Annotated in this window: 18 protein-coding genes and 1 tRNA gene; 7 read left to right on the top strand and 12 right to left on the bottom strand. The window is 72.2% G+C overall.

From position 1 onward, the window contains the following. Nucleotides 1–45 precede the first annotated feature (45 nt). Together ACI3ET_RS02695 and ACI3ET_RS02690 are read left to right on the top strand one after the other, a co-directional pair. Nucleotides 46–1,269 (top strand): acetyl-CoA C-acetyltransferase, encoded by a 1,224-nt coding sequence (locus ACI3ET_RS02695; protein ID WP_405031411.1) that lies wholly within the window; start codon nt 46–48, stop codon nt 1,267–1,269. Nucleotides 1,270–1,357: 88 nt separating this feature from the next. Beyond that, nucleotides 1,358–2,338 carry a DUF808 domain-containing protein gene (locus tag ACI3ET_RS02690; RefSeq protein ID WP_405031410.1) on the top strand — a complete coding sequence of 327 codons (981 nt, stop codon included), beginning with the start codon at nt 1,358–1,360 and terminating at the stop codon, nt 2,336–2,338. Nucleotides 2,339–2,379: 41 nt separating this feature from the next. Here ACI3ET_RS02690 and ACI3ET_RS02685 read toward each other — a convergent pair whose 3' ends face one another. Further along, nucleotides 2,380–2,703, bottom strand: coding sequence for a hypothetical protein (locus ACI3ET_RS02685; RefSeq protein WP_405031409.1), 324 nt, complete (start codon nt 2,701–2,703; stop codon nt 2,380–2,382). Continuing rightward, nucleotides 2,703–3,584, bottom strand: coding sequence for a Bax inhibitor-1/YccA family protein (locus ACI3ET_RS02680; protein ID WP_405031408.1), 882 nt, complete (start codon nt 3,582–3,584; stop codon nt 2,703–2,705). The genes ACI3ET_RS02685 and ACI3ET_RS02680 overlap by 1 nt, the downstream gene beginning before the upstream one ends. Before the next feature lie 181 nt (nt 3,585–3,765). On the opposite strand from ACI3ET_RS02680, the gene ACI3ET_RS02675 reads away from it, so the two are divergent. The 3 genes from ACI3ET_RS02675 (at nt 3,766) to ACI3ET_RS02665 (ending at nt 7,891) form a co-directional block, all read left to right on the top strand. Further along, the gene (locus tag ACI3ET_RS02675; RefSeq protein ID WP_405031407.1) at nt 3,766–6,267 is read left to right on the top strand and encodes a M14 family zinc carboxypeptidase; all 2,502 of its coding nucleotides are present in this window, start codon (nt 3,766–3,768) and stop codon (nt 6,265–6,267) included. A gap of 167 nt (nt 6,268–6,434) precedes the next feature. Beyond that, nucleotides 6,435–7,043 (top strand): DUF6318 family protein, encoded by a 609-nt coding sequence (locus ACI3ET_RS02670; RefSeq protein WP_405031406.1) that lies wholly within the window; start codon nt 6,435–6,437, stop codon nt 7,041–7,043. 68 nt (nt 7,044–7,111) lie between these two features. Next, nucleotides 7,112–7,891 carry a hypothetical protein gene (locus ACI3ET_RS02665; protein ID WP_405031405.1) on the top strand — a complete coding sequence of 260 codons (780 nt, stop codon included), beginning with the start codon at nt 7,112–7,114 and terminating at the stop codon, nt 7,889–7,891. 74 nt (nt 7,892–7,965) lie between these two features. On the opposite strand, the gene ACI3ET_RS02660 is transcribed toward ACI3ET_RS02665, so the two are convergent. From ACI3ET_RS02660 to ACI3ET_RS02620, 9 genes are all read right to left on the bottom strand, one after another. After that, nucleotides 7,966–8,042: transfer RNA gene (locus tag ACI3ET_RS02660), tRNA-Leu, on the bottom strand. A gap of 65 nt (nt 8,043–8,107) precedes the next feature. After that, a complete protein-coding gene (locus ACI3ET_RS02655; RefSeq protein ID WP_405031404.1) occupies nt 8,108–8,884 on the bottom strand; it encodes a uracil-DNA glycosylase in 777 nt (258 codons plus the stop codon). A gap of 85 nt (nt 8,885–8,969) precedes the next feature. Beyond that, on the bottom strand, nt 8,970–9,929 hold the full coding sequence (locus ACI3ET_RS02650; protein WP_405031403.1) for a Ppx/GppA phosphatase family protein: 960 nt from the start codon (nt 9,927–9,929) through the stop codon (nt 8,970–8,972). Then, nucleotides 9,926–10,543: a DUF501 domain-containing protein gene (locus ACI3ET_RS02645; protein ID WP_405031402.1), complete on the bottom strand. Its 618-nt coding sequence runs from the start codon at nt 10,541–10,543 to the stop codon at nt 9,926–9,928. The genes ACI3ET_RS02650 and ACI3ET_RS02645 overlap by 4 nt, the downstream gene beginning before the upstream one ends. After that, nucleotides 10,540–11,142, bottom strand: a complete 603-nt coding sequence (locus ACI3ET_RS02640; RefSeq protein WP_405031401.1) for an FtsB family cell division protein — start codon at nt 11,140–11,142, stop codon at nt 10,540–10,542. Before ACI3ET_RS02640 ends, ACI3ET_RS02645 begins: the two co-directional genes overlap by 4 nt. A 214-nt stretch (nt 11,143–11,356) precedes the next feature. Next, the gene (gene eno, locus ACI3ET_RS02635; protein WP_405031400.1) at nt 11,357–12,643 is read right to left on the bottom strand and encodes a phosphopyruvate hydratase; all 1,287 of its coding nucleotides are present in this window, start codon (nt 12,641–12,643) and stop codon (nt 11,357–11,359) included. Between the two features lie 51 nt (nt 12,644–12,694). Continuing rightward, complete coding sequence (locus ACI3ET_RS02630) at nt 12,695–13,729, bottom strand: nucleoside triphosphate pyrophosphohydrolase (protein WP_405031399.1); 1,035 nt, start codon at nt 13,727–13,729, stop codon at nt 12,695–12,697. Then, a complete protein-coding gene (locus ACI3ET_RS02625) occupies nt 13,702–14,256 on the bottom strand; it encodes a hypothetical protein (protein ID WP_405031398.1) in 555 nt (184 codons plus the stop codon). Before ACI3ET_RS02625 ends, ACI3ET_RS02630 begins: the two co-directional genes overlap by 28 nt. 26 nt (nt 14,257–14,282) lie before the next feature. Then, nucleotides 14,283–14,723, bottom strand: a complete 441-nt coding sequence (locus ACI3ET_RS02620) for a DUF6918 family protein (RefSeq protein WP_405031397.1) — start codon at nt 14,721–14,723, stop codon at nt 14,283–14,285. A gap of 103 nt (nt 14,724–14,826) precedes the next feature. Here ACI3ET_RS02620 and ACI3ET_RS02615 point away from each other — a divergent pair, with 103 nt between their 5' ends. Both ACI3ET_RS02615 and ACI3ET_RS02610 read left to right on the top strand, forming a co-directional pair. Then, complete coding sequence (locus ACI3ET_RS02615; protein ID WP_405031396.1) at nt 14,827–15,489, top strand: SDR family oxidoreductase; 663 nt, start codon at nt 14,827–14,829, stop codon at nt 15,487–15,489. 8 nt (nt 15,490–15,497) lie between these two features. After that, a complete protein-coding gene (locus ACI3ET_RS02610; protein ID WP_405031395.1) occupies nt 15,498–15,881 on the top strand; it encodes a TraR/DksA family transcriptional regulator in 384 nt (127 codons plus the stop codon). Nucleotides 15,882–15,914: 33 nt separating this feature from the next. Here ACI3ET_RS02610 and mfd read toward each other — a convergent pair whose 3' ends face one another. After that, nucleotides 15,915–19,535: a transcription-repair coupling factor gene (gene mfd, locus ACI3ET_RS02605; RefSeq protein ID WP_405031394.1), complete on the bottom strand. Its 3,621-nt coding sequence runs from the start codon at nt 19,533–19,535 to the stop codon at nt 15,915–15,917. Nucleotides 19,536–19,686 lie beyond the last annotated feature (151 nt).

The raw sequence follows: 19,686 nt of genomic DNA, 5'->3' as shown, positions 1-19,686 counted from the left end.
CCTAGACTCGCCACGTACGTCGACCCGCTCGTCAAGGAGGACATCATGGCCGAGGCCGTCATCGTCGCCGCCGCCCGCACCCCCATCGGCCGCGCGTTCAAGGGATCGTTGACCACCGTCCGACCGGACGACCTGGCGGCCGGGGTGATCCGGGCTGCGCTGGACCAGGTGCCCGGCCTCGACCCCACGACGATCGAAGACCTCTACCTCGGGTGCGCCGAGCCGTCGGCCGAGCACGGGTTCAACATGGCCCGGGTGGTGAGCGTCCTGCTCGGGCTGGACGGGCTGCCGGGGGCCACGATCAACCGCTTCTGCGCCTCGTCCGTGCAGACGACCCGTCAGGCCTTTCACGCGATCAAGGCCGGCGAGGGTGACGTCTTCCTCAGCGCCGGGGTCGAGTCCGTGTCGCGCTACCAGAACTTCGCCGGCGCCGGCGGCGGCGACCAGAGCGTGAAGAACCCGCTGTTCGCCGAGGCCATGGCGCGCACCGAGGAGACGGCGCGCACGAACGCCACCTGGACCGACCCGCGCGAGCACGGCCTGCTGCCGGACGTCTACATCTCGATGGGCCAGACCGCCGAGAACGTGGCCGCCTCGCTGGGGATCTCGCGTGCGCGGCAGGACGAGTGGGGCGTGACCTCCCAGAACCGCGCCGAGGCCGCGATCCGGGCCGGTGTGTTCGAGCGGGAGATCGCCCCGGTGACGCTGGCCGACAGCACGGTGGTGAGCACCGACGACGGCCCGCGCGCAGGTGTGACCCTGGAGAAGGTCTCGCAGCTGCAGCCGGTCTTCCGCGCCGACGGCACGGTCACCGCCGCCAACTGCTGCCCCCTCAACGACGGGGCCGCTGCGCTCGTCGTCATGAGCGACACCCGCGCCAAGGACCTCGGCCTGACGCCGCTGGCGCGCATCGTCTCCACCGGCGTCTCGGCGCTCTCCCCCGAGATCATGGGGCTGGGTCCCGTCGAAGCATCCAAGCAGGCTCTTGCACGGGCCCGGATGTCCATGGACGACATGGACCTCTACGAGATCAACGAGGCGTTCGCGGTGCAGGTGCTCGGCTCCGCCGACGCGCTGGGCATGGACTACGACCGGCTCAACGTGCACGGCGGGGCGATCGCCCTGGGCCACCCGTTCGGCTCCACCGGCGCCCGCATCTCCACCACCCTGATCAACGCGATGCAGACGCGCGACGTGCAGTTCGGGCTGGAGACGATGTGCGTCGGCGGCGGACAGGGTATGGCGATCGTCCTCGAGCGTCTGAGCTGAGCCGCTCACCCGCTCGCCGATGCGGCGCGACCGGACGTCCAGGGGTAGCCTGACGCCCGATCTGTTCCCATCCCGGTGAGGTGCCTCCATGGCTGCTGGTCTGGCCGCCCTGCTCGACGACATCGCGGCGATCGCCCGCATCGCTGCGGCGTCGGTCGACGACATCAGCGCCGCTGCCGGGCGCGCCGGTGTGAAGGCCGCGGGCGTCGTCGTCGACGACGCGGCTGTCACCCCTCGGTACGTCACGGGGTTCGACCCCACCCGCGAGCTGCCGATCATCAAGAAGATCGGGCTGGGGTCGCTGCGCAACAAGCTCCTCTTCATCGTGCCGGCGGCGCTGCTGCTCAGCCAGTTCGCGCCGTGGTTGCTCACGCCGATCCTCATGGCGGGGGGGACGTACCTGTCCTTCGAGGGGGCGCACAAGGTCCTGGAGTGGCTGGGGGTGGGCCACCACGACGCAGCGCACGACGAGCCGGTGGTCGAGCAGGGCCCGGAGCAGGAGAAGAAGATGGTGGCGGGCGCGATCCGCACCGACTTCATCCTCTCCGCCGAGATCATGGTCATCGCGCTCAACGAGGTGGCCGACGAGCCCCTCTTCAACCGCGCCATCATCCTGCTCGTCGTCGCCATCGGCATCACGCTGCTCATCTACGGCGTGGTGGCGCTCATCGTGAAGATGGACGACGTCGGGCTGCACCTCGCCGCCCGGGAGCAGGAGGGCCTGCAGCGGTTCGGGCGGTTCCTGGTCAAGGCGATGCCCGTGATCCTCCGCATGCTCTCGATCGTGGGCGTCGTCGCCATGCTCTGGGTCGGTGGGCACATCCTGCTGGTCGGCATGGACGAGCTCGGCTTCCATCCCGTCTACGACTTCGTCCACCACGCCGAGGGGGTCGTCTCCGGCTGGGTGCCGTCGATGGCCGGAGGTCTCACGTGGCTGACGAACACCTTCTTCTCGGCCATCCTGGGCCTGACCGTCGGCCTCGTGGTCGTCGGCATCCTCAAGCTCGTGCCCCGCCGCTCCAAGGACGAGCACGCGGACACCACGGGTCACGCCGACGCCGCCCACTGAACCCCCGGGTCAACCACCCTGACCGGAGCACTCCGACCAGCTCACGGCAGGCTGCGCCGCAACGTCGCCAGCCGGTCGGCGAGCTCGTCCGTCGGCAGCCCGGCCACCCGCCAGTCGTAGGCCATCACCCGCAGCTGGTCCATGAGCACGGCCGGACCCAGGTCGGGCACGGTCCCGCTCTCCCGGGGCGCGGACGCCATACCCCCGTCCCCGGCCCCCACTGCTGCGTCGACCGCGTCGGCCAGCCCCTGCACCACCGCACGCACCCCCGGGACAGCAGGAAGCGCGCGGTCCAGCGGCAGCTGCTGCCACCGCCGGACCACGCGCTCCAGCTCTGTCCCGACGTCTCCGTCGGGCTCGCGCATCAGTCGCGCTGCAGGATCGAGAACAGGCGCAGGAACTCGATGTAGAGCCACACCAGGGTGGCGATCAGGCCGTGGGCGAGCAGCCAGGAGTACTTCTGGGGGGCGCCGCCGCTCACCGCGCGGTCGATCGAGTCGAAGTCCACGGCGAGGGAGTAGGACGCCATGCCGACACCGAAGAGCGAGATGATGATGCCCAGCGGGCCGCCGTAGATGCCCCAGCCGTCACCGAAGCCCAGGAAGCTGGCGCCGACGTTGACGAGCAGGAAGACCAGGTAGCCCATCGCCATCATGCCGAAGATCCGGCGCGACTTGTCGGTGACCTTGATGAAGCCGGCCTTCCAGGCGATGAACATGCCCGCGAAGGTGGCCATCGTGGCGACGACCGCGGTCGTCACGACCCCGGGGTACATCGCGTTGAACGTGGGGCTGATGGCACCCAGGAACAGGCCCTGGAGCACGGCATGCACCATGATCAGCGGGACGTTGACCTTCTTGCTGAAGGCGATGGCGAAGGACAGGCCCAGCGAGCCGAACATGCCGAGCAGCCACAGCGGCATGGTGAGGCCGGGCTGGTCGCCGACGAGGAACCAGGTGGCACCCGTCACGGCGAGCACCACCCCGAAGAGGACGAGCGACTTCACCACCACGTCGTCGAGGGTCACGCGGCCGGTCTGGACCGGGCCGGCGGACGCCTGCGCGTACATCTGCTGGAGCTGCTCGCTGCTGAGCGACTCGCTCGGCCCGGGCTGGAAGTTGGGACCGGGGACGGTCGGGGAGCCCTGCGGGGCCGCGGGGTAGCCGGACGGCTGGGAGCCGACGCCTGCGTAGCCGCCCCGCGACGCTTCCTTGTCGATGCGGCTGAAGACCGGGTTGACGGCCATCGAGATACCTCCGTTGTCGTGCGGCACACCGGGAAAGTCCCCCGGGGTGTCAGGTTCACACTTTAGAACGAGCGAGGTGGCTGCACCATTCCGCCTCCGGTGCCTCGACCTGCAGCAGGGATTCCCCCCTGCGACGAGGACGGTTAGTGTTGGACGAGGTCCCCGTCGAGAAGAGGTGGGTATGACGTCGCGCCCCTCGCGCGGTGCACTCCCCCGTCGTCGGCTGCTGGCTCTCGCCGTGGCAGCAGGCGTCGCCCTCAGCCCTGCCCTCGTGGCCGCCACCTCCCTCACCGGGCAGGCGCTGCCGGACCTGTCCGCGCCCGCCACCCGGGGAGGCGGACCCGTCGCCTACCCCTCCACCACGTGGCTCACCGAACCGACCCCGGACCCCACGGACGCGGCCCTGCGGCTCGGGCTCGCTCCTTACCACGACCTGTCCCGCCGGATCAACGCCCTGCAGGCGACCTCCGACCGGGTCTCGGCCGAGGTCCTCGCCACCACGGCTGGCGGTCGCGAGGTCGTCATGGTGACGCTCACGGCGCCGGAGAGCCCGGCCCAGACCCGTCTGCAGCAGGTGATGCGCGACCGGATCGTCGACCAGCCGGCGCAGGCGGCGGGCGACCGGGAGCTCGCCCGGTCCTACAAGGTCCCGGTCTTCGTCAACGCCAACATCCACGGCAACGAGTGGGAGGGGACGGACGCGGCCCTGCGGTTCGTCGAGGAGTGGGCCACGTCGCAGGACCCCTCGGTCCAGGGCGCGCTCGCGTCGATGCGGATCCACCTCGTCATCTCGATGAACCCCGACGGCCGCGTCACCAACAACCGCCAGAACACCGCAGGGTTCGACCTCAACCGCGATCTCGTCACCGCCTCGCAGCCGGAGGTGGTCGGGGTGCGCGACGCCCTCATCCGCACCCAGCCGACGCTGATGATCGACCTCCACGGCTACGTCAACGGCACGCTCGTCGAGCCGACGACACCGCCGCACGGGGAGAACTACGAGTACGACCTCTTCGTCAAGCACGCCCTCCCCAACGCGCTCGGCGTCGAGGAGGCCATCCTCGAGCTGGGCCTGGGCGAGTCGGACGGGGTGCGGCCGCCGCAGGTCCCGCTGCGCGACTGGGCGGAAGGCTGGGACGACTGGCCCCCGATCTTCACGCCGCAGTACGCCGCCCTGCACGGTGCCGTGTCGCACACCATCGAGGTGCCGCTGCGCGTCAACAACAGGTCCTACAACCTGCCCGAGGGAAAGCTGCGTCGTCTGGCCGCGACCAACACCGACATCGCGCACGCCGCGATCACGGCCACGGTCGGGTATGCCGTGGAGCACCGGTCAGAGCTCGTCGCCGACCAGATCGAGATCTTCCGTCGCGGCCGGTCCGGGGAGCGGCAGACCCCGGTCGAGCAGGGGCTGTTCGGCGTCATCGGACCCGAGGACGTCTACCTCACCGACTACCCGCGCGCCTTCGTGATCCCGGTCGGCAGCAGTCAACGGTCCGCACCGGCGGCCGCGCGGCTCGTCGACCACCTGGTGGCCAACGACGTCGAGGTCTCGCGGCTGACCCGCCCCGCGATCCTCGGTGGCACTCCATACCCCCTCGGGACGTATGTCGTCGACCTGCACCAGGCCAAGCGCGGCATGGCGAACACCATCCTGGGGGTGGGCACCGACATCTCCTCGCGCGTCGACGCGACGTACGACATCTCCGGGTGGAGCCACGCGCTGCTGTGGGGCGCCGACGTCGTGAGCGTTCCGGAGGGGCAACGGGTCAGGTTCTTCGGGGAGTCCGTTGCTGCGGCTGCTGCGAGCGGCACGATGCCGCCCTCGTCCACCGGCTGGACACTCCGGATGGACGACCCCGCCGACGTGCGCGCGACCGGCCACCTGCTGGCTGCGGGCGTGGCTCTGGAGTGGCTGGACGACGGCAGCGTTCTCGTGCCGGCCGAGGCCCGGCCGGCCGCGGCTGCGGTGGTGGCGGACGAGGGCGTCGTCCTCGCTGCCGCTCCTCCTGGAGCCGGAGGGACGTCGCTGACGGCTCCCGTGGTGGTCGGCGTGTCCGCCGGCCCGGAGGAACGCTGGGCGCTCCAGGAGCTGGGGTTGACGGTCGAGGCGTTGAGCACGTCCGCGCTCAACGACGGGCTGGAGCTGTCGGACCTCGACGCGCTGTACGTCTCGAGCGGGCTGGTGTGGCGGGACCTCGACGAGGACGCGCAGGCCGAGCTGCAGGCGTTCGTCGCCGACGGTGGAGGGATCGTGGCCCACGGTGCCGCCGGCGTGGCGCTCAACGAGGCACTCGGTCTCCTGGACGTCTCGACGGTCAGGGGTCGGGGCGACGCGAACGGTGTGGTGGCGGTCGAGAACTCCGACGGTCCCCTCACCGCCGGCGCGCCCGCGCACACGTTCGTCTACTCCCCCCTGTGGTTCACCGAGCTCGGGCCGGAGGTCCTCGTGGACCAGCGGTACGCCGCGGACCCGCTGGTGAGCGGGCACTGGCGGCCGTCGCCCCAGGGCGGGGACGGGCCGGAGTCGGCGGCGGGCCAGGCACTGGTGATCAGCGGGACGTCCGCCGAGACGGGCTCGCGGGCGGTCCTGATGGGGTCGGAACCACTGTTCCGCGCCCACCCGAAGGGGCAGTACGCCACCGTCGCCCGCGCTCTGGTCTGGTCGTCGCTGAGCGACTGAGACCGTCCGGCACCCGGTGTGCGTGAGCAGGTGTCCACAGGGTGAGGCGCGGGGCGTCCTGACGAACTTTTTACCTGTGGACAACGGATTCTTGACCGGCGGTCAGGCACACTTGCGGGGTACCGAGCTCGTGGGGACCGCGGGCGTCCGCCTGGAGGGGTGACGAGTTGAGACCTGCTGCGTATGTCGCTGCCGCGCTGGCGGCGCTGGTGCTGACCGGGTGCGGCGGAGGGGCCGAACCCAGCGCACCCCCGACGAGTGAGCCCGCACTGACCACCGCGACCGCCACCCCTGACGAGGTCGTCGAGACCAGCGAGGCCGCTGCGACGACGGCGGAGCCGACCGAGGCCGCCGGACCTCCCAAGATGCCCGAGGAGGCGAAGGAGCAGACGGAGGCAGGCGCTGAGGCGTTTGTCCTGCACTACATCGACCTCATCAACTACACGGGCATGCATCCCGAAGTTGGCCTGCTCGAACAGAATTCAACAAACAACTGCGGAACCTGCCTGCAGTTCTCGGAGTCCGTCGCGAAGGCTGAGGCGGAGGACACACGGCAAACAGGCCCTATTGCTGAGATGGGCTCCCCCACTTCTGTTGTCGCCGGCACTTCCGCCGTTGTCACCGTGAAGGGCGCACAACAGCAGGTTGATGTGCTTAACGCGGAGGATGAGGTGGTAGAGACTTACCCCCGTCAGGATGACGTCGTCATGGAGTTCAACCTCCTCTATGACGGGAGTTGGCGTGTCGACAGACTGTTCCTCGTGGAGGAGCAGTGATTCTGCAGGCTGCGTTCCTCCTTTGCGGTTTGACCGGGTGCTTCGACGGCCCAGGTGATGGGATCAAGGTGACCGGACTAACGGAGGCACAAGTCCGGGCTCTCGCCGACTCCTATCCTGACGGCGCCTCAGCTGAGACCCCCACGTCCTGGTACGACTACGTCGCCGTCATCAACTGCCACCAGAACAGTCCCGAGCAGCCGCGGCTCGAGCTCTGTGGCTCCGCGATCGTCTACTGCGAAATCTACGCACCATCGTCACCCGGCCCCTACGCCATCATCTTCCGACGCGTCGCCGACGCCAGCGGGCCCTTGGGCGGCTGGGAGAGCGTGGCGCCCACGTGCTTCACGCCCTTCGTGCCGACCCGCAGCGGTGAGCCGGCCGAGGAGCTGACCGAGGCCATGATCGTCGAGCAGTTCCACAAGACCCAGTTCGCCCTGCCGGAGGCGGTGATCCAGCCCCCGGACGGCTCCACGCTGGTCAACCTGCCCGTCTACTTCGAGCTCGCGTGGCCCGACGCCGGGTTCGAGCCGAGCGAGGTGGACACGACCACACTCGTGGGACGCCAGGTCAGGATCCGTCCCACGCTGGCAGGCGTCAGCTACGTCACCGGAGACGGGCGCACGATCGGCCCGACGACCAGCCTCGGCGGTCCCTACCCCCACGGTGACATCACGCACGAGTACACCGCCGCCGCCGAGCTCGCTCCCTACATCTCGGTCGAGTACGGCGGGGAGGTCAGTGTCGACGGTGGCTCCTGGACGACGATCCCGAGCACCGCCACCGTCGACGGGCCGGCGGTGCCGCTGCAGGTGCTGACGTCGCGGAACCGGCTCTACAACAACTGAGCGATGGCACACTGCGGGATGGCGGTGGGCCGAGCGCCGGTGCCCTGCAGCGCACCGACATCGACGGCGGTGAGTGGTGCCCCCGACGGGACTTGAACCCGCACTCGACCCATTTTAAGTGGGCTGCCTCTGCCGGTTGGGCTACGGGGGCGCCGTCAGGATAGCCCCGAGGCACGAGGCGGTCCCCCGCAGGACGGGCCGTCGCGGCACCGCAGATCACAGCCGCGCGATGACCGCGTCCAGCATCTCCTCGGTCAGCCTGCCGGTGAAGGTGTTCTGCTGGCTCACGTGGTAGCTCCCGAGGAGCCGCACCTCGCGTCCGGAGGAGGTGTGCAGCACGGCCTCCGCCCCGTGCCCGAACCTCGGCCTGGGCCGCGGCACCGACCAGCCGACCGCGCGCGCGGAGCGCAGGAACGCGTCCCAGCCGATGGCGCCGAGGGCCAGCACCGACCGCAACCCGGGCTCGGCGAGCTGCAGGTCGTGCTCGAGCCACGGCGCGCAGGCGGCCTTCTCCTCGGTCGTCGGCTTGTTGTCGGGCGGGGCGCAGCGCACGGCGGCCACGATGCGGATGCCTCGCAGCTCGAGACCGTCGCCACCGTGGTGGCTCGCGGCCTGGGTGGCGTACCCGGCCCGGTGCAGGGCTGCGTAGATCCAGTCGCCCGAGCGGTCCCCGGTGAACATCCGCCCCGTGCGGTTGGCGCCGTTGGCAGCGGGCGCGAGCCCGACGACGAGGACGGGCGCACCGGGCGGTCCGAACCCGGGCCCCGGGCGGCCCCAGTAGGGCTGGTCCGCGAACGAGGCCCGACGGCCGGTGGTCGCCACCGCCTCGCGCCAGGCCACCAGGCGCGGGCAGGCACGGCACACCGAGACCCGCGCGTCGAGCTCCGCCACGTCCGCCGCCCCCGAAGCCAGCCGGCGCACGCCCGCCGATGTCCGGGCCACCCGCGTGAGGGGGGTCGCGGGGTCGCCCGGCCACCCCGTGCCCGGCGGCACCGGTGAGGTGAAGGCCTGGCCGGTGACCGGGTGCCGCGACGGCGACAGCGGCGACGGCGTCGACGACCCCCTGCCGGATCCCACCTCAGGCGCGCGAGAGCGCGATGCCGTCCAGGATGTCGGTCTCGGACGCGCGCACCGTGGCGAGACCGGAGTCGTGGGCCACGCGCTGCACGACCGTGCGCCACACGAGGGCACCGGCGCCGATCACGTCGACGCGCCCCTCGTGCATGAACGGCAGCTCGCGCCTCCGGGAGCGCGGCATCAGCAACAGGTCGGTGCACGCGTCGATGACGTCCGCCACCGGCAGGTCCGCCCCGTGGATGCGCGCGGCGTCGTAGGCCGGCAGTCCCAGCGCGTGCGCCGTCACCGTCGTCACCGACCCGGCGAGCCCCACCAGCGTGCCCACACCACTGAGGTCCACGTCCTGCGCCACGTCGTCGACCGCCCGCACGATGTCGGACAGCGCGGCCCACACCTGGTCCTCGGTCGGCGGGTTGTCGTGCAGGTGGCGCTCGGTCATCCGCACGCAGCCGATGTCCACCGACCGCGCCGACTCGACCTGAGCGTCCCCGAGCACGAACTCGGTCGAGCCTCCGCCGATGTCGACCACCAGGTAGGGTCCCGGGGCGCCCGCGGCACGCAGTCCCCCGGTCGCGCCGAGGAAGGACAGGTGGGCCTCCTCCTGCCCGGACACCACCTCCGGCATGACGTCGAGGTCCCCGAAGGCCTCCCGGACCCCGGCGACGAAGTCCTCGGAGTTGGAGGCGTCGCGGGAGGCCGACGTGGCCACGAAGCGCACCGTCGAGCACCCCGCCTGCCGGCACTCCACGGCATACCCCTCCGCCGCTGCCAGGGTCCGGCGCATGGCCTCGTCGGAGATCCGGCCGGTCGCGTCGAGCCCCTCACCGAGGCGCACGATCTGCATCTGCCGGGTGACCTCCCGCAGGGTCGGCCCGGCGTCACCGTCCGCACCCTCGACCACGTCCGCGATCAGCAGCCGGATCGAGTTGGTGCCGCAGTCCACGGCCCCGACCCGGCTCACGTGGTGACCTCGGGCCGTTCCTCCGACGCCTGATCCAGCGGGTGGTGCGCGCGACAGGTGCGCTGCACCGTGGCGACCTGCCCGGTGTCCTCGCCCTCGAGCGCGCCGCAGCACCCGTCGCTCCACCACTCCGGCAGCGCGGCGATCGCCTCGTCACCCAGGGGGTTCACCCCGGGCCCGGCCGCCAGAGCGTGGGCGACGAGCACGTGCAGGCACTTGACGCGGTTGGGCATGCCGCCTGCGCTGATCCCTGCGATCTCCGGGACCGCCGCCAGCTCGTCGCGCCGGCGCAGGTAGTCGTCGTGCGCCTGGGCGTAGTGCCAACGCAACGACTCGTCCTCCTGCAGACGGTGCGACATCTCGCGCATCAGGCCCGAGCTCTCCAGCGTCGAGATGGCGCCGGTGAGCCGGGGGCAGGTGGCGTAGAAGCTGGTCGGGAACGGCGTGCCGTCGGGCAGCCGCGGCTCGGTGCGGACCACCGTCGGGCAGCCGCACGGGCAGCGGTGGGCGATGGACACGACGCCGCGGGCCTCGCGGCCCAGCTGACGTCCGATGACGCGGAGGTCCTCCTCGGTCGGAGTCTCGTCCAGCGTGGTGCGGTCGGGGTTGCTCATGGCTCCTTGGTCTCCGGAAGACCCTCGTTGGCGATCTTCACCGACTCCCAGACCTGGCCGTACCAGGGGCTGGCGGTCAGGACCTCGTCGCTGACCGGTGCCATCCCGGGCAGCGCCTCGGTGTAGTCCGTGCCGGTGTCGTCGATGACGGTGAAGGCGGTCTCGCCCTCCTTGACGAACCGCAGGCGCTCGCGGGCCTGCTGCTCGACGTAGTCCTTGTCGTCCCACTTGGCCAGCTCCTGCTCGAGCTGGTCGATCTCCTGCTGCTCCTGGACGATCTGCTGCCGCGCGGCGGTGATCTCGGCGCGTTGGCGCAGGTAGCCCGACAGCACGGGCGCCACCACCAGGCTCATCACGACCACCAGGACCAGCAGCCCGAGCATCCTCCGCACGTGCGCGGGCGCCCGCCGCACCGACGTCGCGGCCGAGGCGCCGGCGCCGGCGACGCCGCGCACACCCGGGCGCGCGCCCGGTCGTCGCGACGGCGCTGGCCTGCTCGACCCCCGTCTCGGCGCGCGACCGGCCGGTGCGCCCGGACCGCCCGACGAGCCACGGGGCGCGGGGGTCCGCGGCGTGCGCGGTCCGCGGGTGGCGCTCATCTGGCTCGCTCCTTGCGTCGGGTGGGCGGGGTGGTGCAGCACCTGGTCGGCGTGGGCCGACGTGGGATCAGGGTATGCCGTGCGCCTGGGCTGGTGGGTCAGGCAGGCCGGGAGGTCGCCCAGACACGAGGACCCGGCCCCGGGTGCACCGACATGGTGCCTGCGCACCGTCGTGGTGCGACGACCCGGGCCGGGTCCTCGTGCTCGGTCGTGCTCAGCCCTGCTGGCGGAAGCGCGGGAAGGCGCCGGCACCGGCATACACGCCGGCGTCGTCGAGCTCCTCCTCGATGCGCAGCAGCTGGTTGTACTTCGCGACGCGCTCGGAGCGGGCCGGGGCACCGGTCTTGATCTGGCCGCAGTTGGTGGCCACCGCCAGGTCGGCGATCGTCACGTCCTCGGTCTCGCCGGAGCGGTGGCTCATCATGCAGCGGTAGCCGTTGGCGTGCGCCAGGGCGACCGCGTCGAGGGTCTCGGTGAGCGTGCCGATCTGGTTGACCTTGACGAGCAGCGCGTTGCCGGCGCCGTCGGTGATGCCCCGCTGGAGACGCACGGGGTTGGTGACGAACAGGTCGTCCCCGACCAGCTGCACGCGGTCGCCGAGGCGCTCGGTGATGCGCACCCAGCCCTCCCAGTCGTCCTCGTCCAGCGGGTCCTCGATCGAGACGAGGGGGTAGGCGTCGACGAGCTCGGCGTAGTAGTCGATCAGCTCGTCGGCGGAGCGCGTCCCGCCCTCGAAGGCGTAGGACCCGCCGTCGTGGAACTCCGAGGCAGCCACGTCGAGCGCGAGCGCGATGTCGGATCCCGCGGTGTAGCCGGCCTTGGCGATGGCCTCCAGGATGAGGTCGAGGGCGGCACGGTTGGACTCCAGGTCGGGCGCGAAGCCACCCTCGTCACCGAGGCCGGTCGCCAGTCCGCGTTCCTTGAGCACCGACTTCAGGGCGTGGTAGACCTCCGCGCCCCAGCGCAGGGCCTCCCGGAACGAACCGGCGCCGATCGGCGCGATCATGAACTCCTGGATGTCGACGTTGGAGTCCGCGTGCGACCCACCGTTGAGGATGTTCATCATCGGCACGGGCAGCACGTGCGCGTTGGGCCCTCCGACGTAGCGGAAGAGGGGCAGTCCGGCGGAGTCGGCGGCGGCCTTGGCCACGGCGAGCGAGACGCCCAGGATCGCGTTGGCGCCGATCTCGGCCTTGTTGTCGGTGCCGTCGAGGGCGAGCATCTCGCCGTCGACCAGCCGCTGCTCGGAGGCGTCGAAGCCCAGCAGGCGCGGCTCGAGGTCGTCCATGACGGCGGTGACTGCCTGCTCGACACCCTTGCCGAGGTAGCGGCTGTCGTCGCCGTCACGGCGCTCGACCGCCTCGAAGGCGCCGGTCGAGGCGCCCGAGGGGACCGCGGCGCGGGCGACCGTGCCGTCGTCCAGTCCGACCTCCACCTCGACGGTGGGGTTGCCGCGGGAGTCGAGGATCTCGCGGGCGATGATGGCGTCGATGACGGCCATGGGCTCTCCTTGTCGGTGGGCGGGCGTGGGTGGTCTGTGTCCGTCCCGAGCCTAGCCCCGGTCAGGAACCGAGCGTGCGTCGGCCACCAGGGCGCGGAGGGTATGCCGGAGTGCGGCCGCTGCGTCGACGTCGCGCTCGTGCAGGTCCAGGACGACGCGGAGCACCTCGACCCCCGGGTCCCCCTGGGAACCGCGGTCCGACACCCATCCCGCGAGCCAGTCCGACCGCCCGCCCCGACCCAGCCGGGAGGCCACCTTGACCGCCCGCGCGAGCTCCGGCATACCCTCCGGGATCCCGTCGAGGGCGTGCTGACGGCCTGGCTTGCCGAGGTTCTCCCGGGCCTTGATCTGCTCCCAGTTGTCCTCCACCTCAGCCGGATCGGCCGCCTCGACGTCGGCGAAGACGTGCGGGTGACGCCGGACCAGCTTGTCGACGAGCCCGGCCGCGACGTCGTCGACGTCGAACGGGTCGTCCTCGTGCTCGGCGGCCACCCGCGCGTGGAAGAGGACCTGGAGGAGGACGTCACCGAGCTCCTCGAGAGCGTGCGACCGGTCGGCCGCCGGGTCGTCCAGCACCTCCAGCGCCTCGACCGCCTCGTGCACCTCCTCGAGCAGGTAGGGCGTGAGGCTGGCGTGCGTCTGCGCCGCGTCCCACGGGCACCCGCCCGGTGCCCGCAGCCGGTCCATGACCGCGACCGCGTCGAGGAGGCGGGCGCCCGTCGTGTCCCACGAGCCGACCAGGAGCTCCAGGGCGGGCGGGTCCTCGTCGGGCAGCGCCACCGCGAGCGCCTCGGACAGGCCGGGGTCCCCGTCCGGGGAGCCGAGCCAGACGACGTGGCCGTGCTCGGCCACGAGCTGCAGGAGGTGCTCGGCGAGGGTCCCGGGGGTGTGAGCGTCGGCCGGCGAGGGGGCTGCCACGTGGATCCCGGCGGCGGCGACCGCCGCCGGGTGCGGGGCGGCGGGGTCCGCCGCGAGGACGGCGCCGGCGGCGCGGAGGGACTCCCAGGCGGTCGCCGACAGCAGCCCCGGCGCGACCCGGGGGCTGCTCAGCAGCAGCGTCAGCTGTCGGTGCTGCTCTGGATCCACGCGGGGACCTCGGGCACCACGCCGCCGTTGTTGACGTCCCACGCGCCGTAGCGGGGGTTGACCTCGACGTCGACCTGCGCGAGGTCCTCGGTGGTGACGGACTGGGCGCGGGCCAGCACCTCCGCCATGGCCGGGTCCTCGAAGGTGGCGGGGTCGCCGAGCGCGACCTGGTACTGCCGCGAGCGCGCCGCCGCGATGGTGGCGACCCCCGGGTCGGGAACGCCGTTCGCGGTCAGGAAGCTGCGGACCTGTGCGTCGCTCACCTCGGCGGGCGAGCCGGCGAAGATCCCCTCCAGGACCGGCAGGAGCGCGAGGTCGGCCACGACCTGCTGCGGTCCGCCGACCTGCTGCGGTGCGCCGACCTGGGCCGACGCCGCGTTGAGCTGGGAGGTGGCCTCCTGGAGCTCGGCGACCGAGAACTCGCGGTCGTCGACGGCGACCCCGAGATCGGAGCCGACACCGGAGCAGCCGGACAGGACGAGGGCGGCGGTGACCGCGAGGGCGGGGATCAGACGCGAGCGCAACACGTGGGCCATCATCGCACGACGCCGCGTCAGCGGGCGAAGCGCTCCAGGGTCGTGCCCAGCCCGGGCAGGGCGGCCACGACGTGGTCCTTGGCCCTGCCCCGGACGGAGGAGTACACCCTGCCCAGGGGGTTGCCCTCGACCGCCGCGGCCTTCGCGTCGGCCACGGCGAGGAGCTGGTCGGCGACCTGGGAGCTGCGGGCAGGGTCGGCCAGGTAGGCACCGAACGGAGTCGCACCGGCCGCGTCGTGGTAGGGGTCCAGCGTGGAGGCCACACCGGGCAGGACCGCGTCGACGGCCCGGCGCACCCGGCCCTCGCCGAGCCTCTTCGCCGCACCGTAGGCGGTCCGCAGGACCGCACCCGAGAGCCCCGTCTTGGCGGCCATCTCGGTGTCGGCCAGCTGCACGAGGGCGTCCACCACCTGCGGCCGGGTGGCGGGCTCGAGGAGTCGGGTGCTGAGGCTGGTCATGGGCGTCAGGATGCCACGGTCGGGGACCGGCGCCGGTCCCCGACCGAGCGCTGGAACGGGCAGCCCCGGGAATGACACGGGGGTGCGCGGTGCTGACCCTGGTATGCGCATCGCCATCATCGGAGGACACGGCAAGGTCGCCCTCGAGCTCGGGCCGCTGCTGCGGCAGGCCGGGCACGACGTCGACGGGATCATCCGCAACCCCGACCACGCCGAGGAGGTCGGCGCGACGGGGGCCCTGCCGGTCGTGGCCGACGTGGAGGCGCTCGACGCCGACGCGCTGACGGACCTGCTGGCCGGGCACGACCTGGTCGTCTGGTCGGCGGGCGCGGGCGGGGGGAGCGCCGAGCGCACCTGGGCCGTCGACCGCGACGCCGCGATCCGGTCGATGGACGCCGCCGTGCGGGCCGGGGTCGGCCGCTACGTGATGGTGTCCTACTTCGGGGCGGGACCCGACCACGGCGTCCCTGAGGGCCACGCGTTCTACCCCTACGCGCAGGCCAAGACCGAGGCCGACGAGCACCTGCGGTCGAGCACGCTCGACTGGGTGGTCGTGGCCCCGAGCACGCTCACCCTGGACGCCGCGACCGGGCACATCGAGGTCGCCGGTCCGGGCAGCGACGTGACTGCGGGTGAGGTGAGCCGCGCGGACGTGGCCCGCGTCGTCGCCGCGGTCGTGGAGCGTCAGGACCTCGCGGGCGTGACGGTGGCCTTCAACAACGGTCCGGTGCCGATCGTCGAGGCGCTGGACACCCTGCGCGGCTGACGCTGGCCGTGGCGCCGCCCGGCTCGTCACCCGACCGTGACCCCGCGCCGGACGCGGCTGCCCGCCTGGCGGAGATGCGCGCCTCCGCCCAGGGACGGATCGCGCAGATGGATGACGACATGGTCGGCCTCGTCGACGCCTCCCGGGGCTCGAACGCCGACGACGAGCACGACCCGGAGGGGCAGACCATCGCCTACGAGCGGGCGCAGCTGGCGTCGCTCACCGGCCAGGCCCACGCCGCCCTGGCCGAGATCGACGCGGCGACCGCCCGGCTGGCAGCCGGGACCTATGGCCGCTGCGAGGTCTGTCAGGAGCCCATCGGCGACGGGAGGCTGGGAGCCCGGCCGACCGCACGGGCCTGCATCCGCCACGCCGGGCGTCGACGGTCCTGATGGCCCCTGACGGCGCCGTGACGACCCTCTGACCTAGCCGCCCTGCTTCGCCGCGGCCGCGATGTCGTCGAGCAGCACCGCGCGGAGCAGCTGGGAGGCCCAGTCCAGGACCTCGCTGTCGCGCAGCGGCTTGCCGCCGACACGTGCCGTCATCGGTGCCGGCACCAGGACCTGGCGCAGCGCGGGCTTGATGATCGTCCCGGGGTAGAGCCGGTTCAGTCTCAGCTGCTGGCTGTCGCGCAGGCCCTCGACCGGCGCGAAGCGCACCATCTTGCCCTGCACCCCGATGTCGGCGACGCCGGCCGCGCGGGCGACGGTGCGCAGCCGGGCGACCTCCAGGAGCGCCTGCACGGGGGCGGGCGGTTCTCCGTACCGGTCGACCAGCTCGGCCCTGATCTCGTCGAGCTCGGTCTCGTCCTTGACCTGCGCCAGCTTGCGGTAGGCCTCCAGCCGCAGCCGCTCCCCCGGCACGTAGTCGTGCGGGAGGTGGGCGTCGACGGGCAGCTCGATCTTGACCTCGGCCGGCGATTCGTCGGCCTCGCCCTTGTAGGTCGCGACCGCCTCGCCGACCATCCGGACGTAGAGGTCGAAGCCCACGCCCTCGATATGGCCCGACTGCTCACCGCCGAGCAGGTTGCCGGCGCCGCGGATCTCGAGGTCCTTCATCGCCACGGCGATGCCGGACCCGAGGTCGGTGTTCGCGGCGATCGTCTGCAGCCGGTCCACCGCCGTCTCGGTCAGCGGCTTCTCCGGCGGGTAGAGGAAGTAGGCGTAGGCGCGCTCGCGCCCCCGCCCGACGCGCCCGCGCAGCTGGTGCAGCTGGGACAGGCCGAGCATGTCCGCACGTTCCACGATGAGGGTGTTGGCGTTGGAGATGTCCAGGCCCGTCTCGACGATCGTCGTGCAGACGAGCACGTCGAACTTGCGGTCCCAGAAGTCGACGACGACCTGCTCCAGCTTGTGCTCACCCATCTGGCCGTGGGCGGTCTCGATCCGGGCCTCGGGCACGAGCTCGCGCAGCCGCGACGCGGCCTTCTCGATGGACCCGACCTTGTTGTGGATGTAGAAGACCTGGCCCTCGCGCAGCAGCTCGCGCCGCACGGCCGCCCCGATCTGCTTCTCGTCGTAGCCGCCGACGAAGGTGAGCACGGGGTGGCGCTCCTCCGGCGGGGTGGCCAGCGTCGACATCTCGCGGATCCCCGTCACCGCCATCTCCAGGGTGCGCGGGATCGGGGTGGCCGACATCGCCAGCACGTCGACGTTCGTGCGCAGTGCCTTGAGCTGCTCCTTGTGCTCGACCCCGAAGCGCTGCTCCTCGTCGATGATGACCAGCCCGAGGTCCTTGAAGCGCACCGACGAGCCGAGCAGCCGGTGCGTGCCGATGACGAGGTCGACGGACCCCTCGGCCAGCCCGGCGATGGTCTGCTTCGCCTCCTTCTCCGCCTGGAAGCGGGACAGCGCGCGCACCGTCACCGGGAACTGGGCGTAGCGCTCGGAGAAGGTCTGGAAGTGCTGCTGCACGAGCAGCGTCGTGGGAACGAGCACCGCGACCTGCTTGCCGTCCTGGATGGCCTTGAAGGCCGCGCGCACGGCGATCTCGGTCTTGCCGTAGCCGACGTCGCCGCTGATCAGCCGGTCCATCGGGACCGACTTCTCCATGTCGGCCTTCACCTCCTCGATCGAGGAGAGCTGGTCCGGGGTCTCGGTGAACGCGAAGGCGTCCTCGAGCTCGCGCTGCCACGGGGTGTCGGGGGCGAAGGCGTGGCCCTCGCTGGCCATCCGCGCGGAGTAGAGGCGGATGAGCTCGGCGGCGATCTGCTTGACGTGCTTGCGCGCCCTGCTCTTGGTCTTCTGCCAGTCCGAGCCGCCGAGCCGATTGAGGGTGGGCGCCTCGCCCCCGGAGTAGCGCGTGAGCTGGTCGAGCTGGTCGGTGGGCAGGAAGAGCCGGTCCGGCTGGTTGTGGCCGCGCGGCTTGGACGAGGCGTACTCCAGGACGATGTACTCGCGCGTCGCGTTCTGGACGGTGCGCTGGACCATCTGGACGAACCGGCCGACGCCGTGCTGCTCGTGCACGACGTAGTCACCCGGGCGCAGCGAGAGCGGGTCGACCTGGGACCGGCGGCGCGAGGGCATCCTGCGCATGTCGCGGGTGGAGCCCCCCGTCGTCGACGGCTGACCGGTCAGGTCGGTCTCCCCCACGAGCACGAACCCGCTGCCGGTGAGCGCGAACCCGCGTCCTGCGGCGCCCGTCGTCACCGTCACCAGGGCCGCGTCGACCGGCGCGTCCGGGTCGAGCGGGCTCACCAACCGGTGGGGTATGTCGTGCTCGCCCAGGACCTCGGCGACGCGCCGCGCCATACCTGCCCCGTCCAGGCTCACCAGGACCTGCCGGCCCGCGGCCAGCCAGGCCCGAACGTCGCGGGCGATCGCCTCCCGGTCGCCGCGGTAGGCGTCGACGTGGGTGCTGGGGACGACCAGGGTGGTGACGTCGTCGTCACCGGGCTCCATGAGCTCGGCCAGCTCGGCGTCGGCGACGAAGGCGGTGAGCGACCACCAGGGATGGCCGGAGTCGAGGGTGTGGCTGCGCATGTGCGCCAACGACCACGACGAGGCGGTGCCGAGGGCCTTCTCCAGGTCGATCGGGGCGGCGCCGTCTGCGGTTGCCGCGGCGGCCCAGCTGGCCTGCAGGAACTCCTCGCTCGTGGCGACCAGGTCGTGCGCGCGGGTGCGCACCCGCTCCGGTTCCAGCACGACCACCCGCGCACCCGGGGGCAGCACGTCGACGAGCGTCTCCATCCCGTCCACGAGCACCGGCGCGAGCGACTCCATGCCCTCCACCGCGATGCCCTCGGCGATCTTGGCGAGCATGTCGGTGGCCCCCGGCAGGGTGTCCTGCAGGGCGACGGCGCGGGCGCGCACGTCGTCGGTGAGCAGCACCTCGCGGCACGGCGGCGCGAAGAGGCCGTCGTCGGCGATCTCGAGCGAGCGCTGGTCCGCGACCTTGAACCAGCGGACCTCCTCGACCGTGTCCCCCCAGAACTCGATGCGGACGGGGTGCTCCTCGGTGGGTGGGAAGACGTCGAGGATGCCGCCGCGCACGGCGAACTCACCCCGCCGCTCCACCATGTCGGTGCGGGTGTAGGCCGCGGCGGCGAGGGCCTCCACGACCTCGGTGAGGGACCGGTCCTCGCCGGCGCGCAGCCGGACCGGCTCGAGCTCGCCGAGCCCCCGGACGATCGGCTGCAGGAGCGCCCGCACCGAGGCGACGACCACCTGCACCGGACCGGCCTGCGGGTCGTCGTGGTCCGGGTGGGCGAGGCGGCGCAGGGTCGCCAGCCGGCGCCCCACCGTGTCCGAGCGGGGGCTGAGCCGCTCGTGCGGGAGCGTCTCCCAGCTCGGGAACGCGGCCACCCCCGTGCCGCCGTCCGGCAGCAGCTCGCGCAGCGCGGCCACGAGGTCGTCGGCCTCGCGGCCGGTCGCCGTGACGGCCAGGACAGGCGTCTCGTCGGTGCGGGTGAGGGCTGCGACGAGGGCCGGATGGGCCCCGGCCGCCAGCGACACGTCGACCGTCGGGTCCCCGGCGCGCGCCGCCTCGAGCACACGGTCCGTGCCGGGGTCGGCGCAGAGCAGGTCGACGACGGGGGCCAGGTGCATGGTGATCCTTCGCGGAGCAACGCCGGCGGGGCCGGGGAGCGGTGGCGGTGGCGGTGGGAGGGGCCGCAGGGCGGCGCGGTCCCCCAGTCTACGGGCGCGCCCCGACAACACTCCGGGCCGGCGGCCCGTGCGATGCTTCGAGGAAGCAACC

Source organism: Ornithinimicrobium jinqii (assembly GCF_045032595.1).
In the GTDB taxonomy this organism is placed as follows: domain Bacteria; phylum Actinomycetota; class Actinomycetes; order Actinomycetales; family Dermatophilaceae; genus Ornithinicoccus.
Note: the sequence above shows the minus strand (reverse complement) of the source record. Positions and strands in the feature narration are given on the sequence as shown.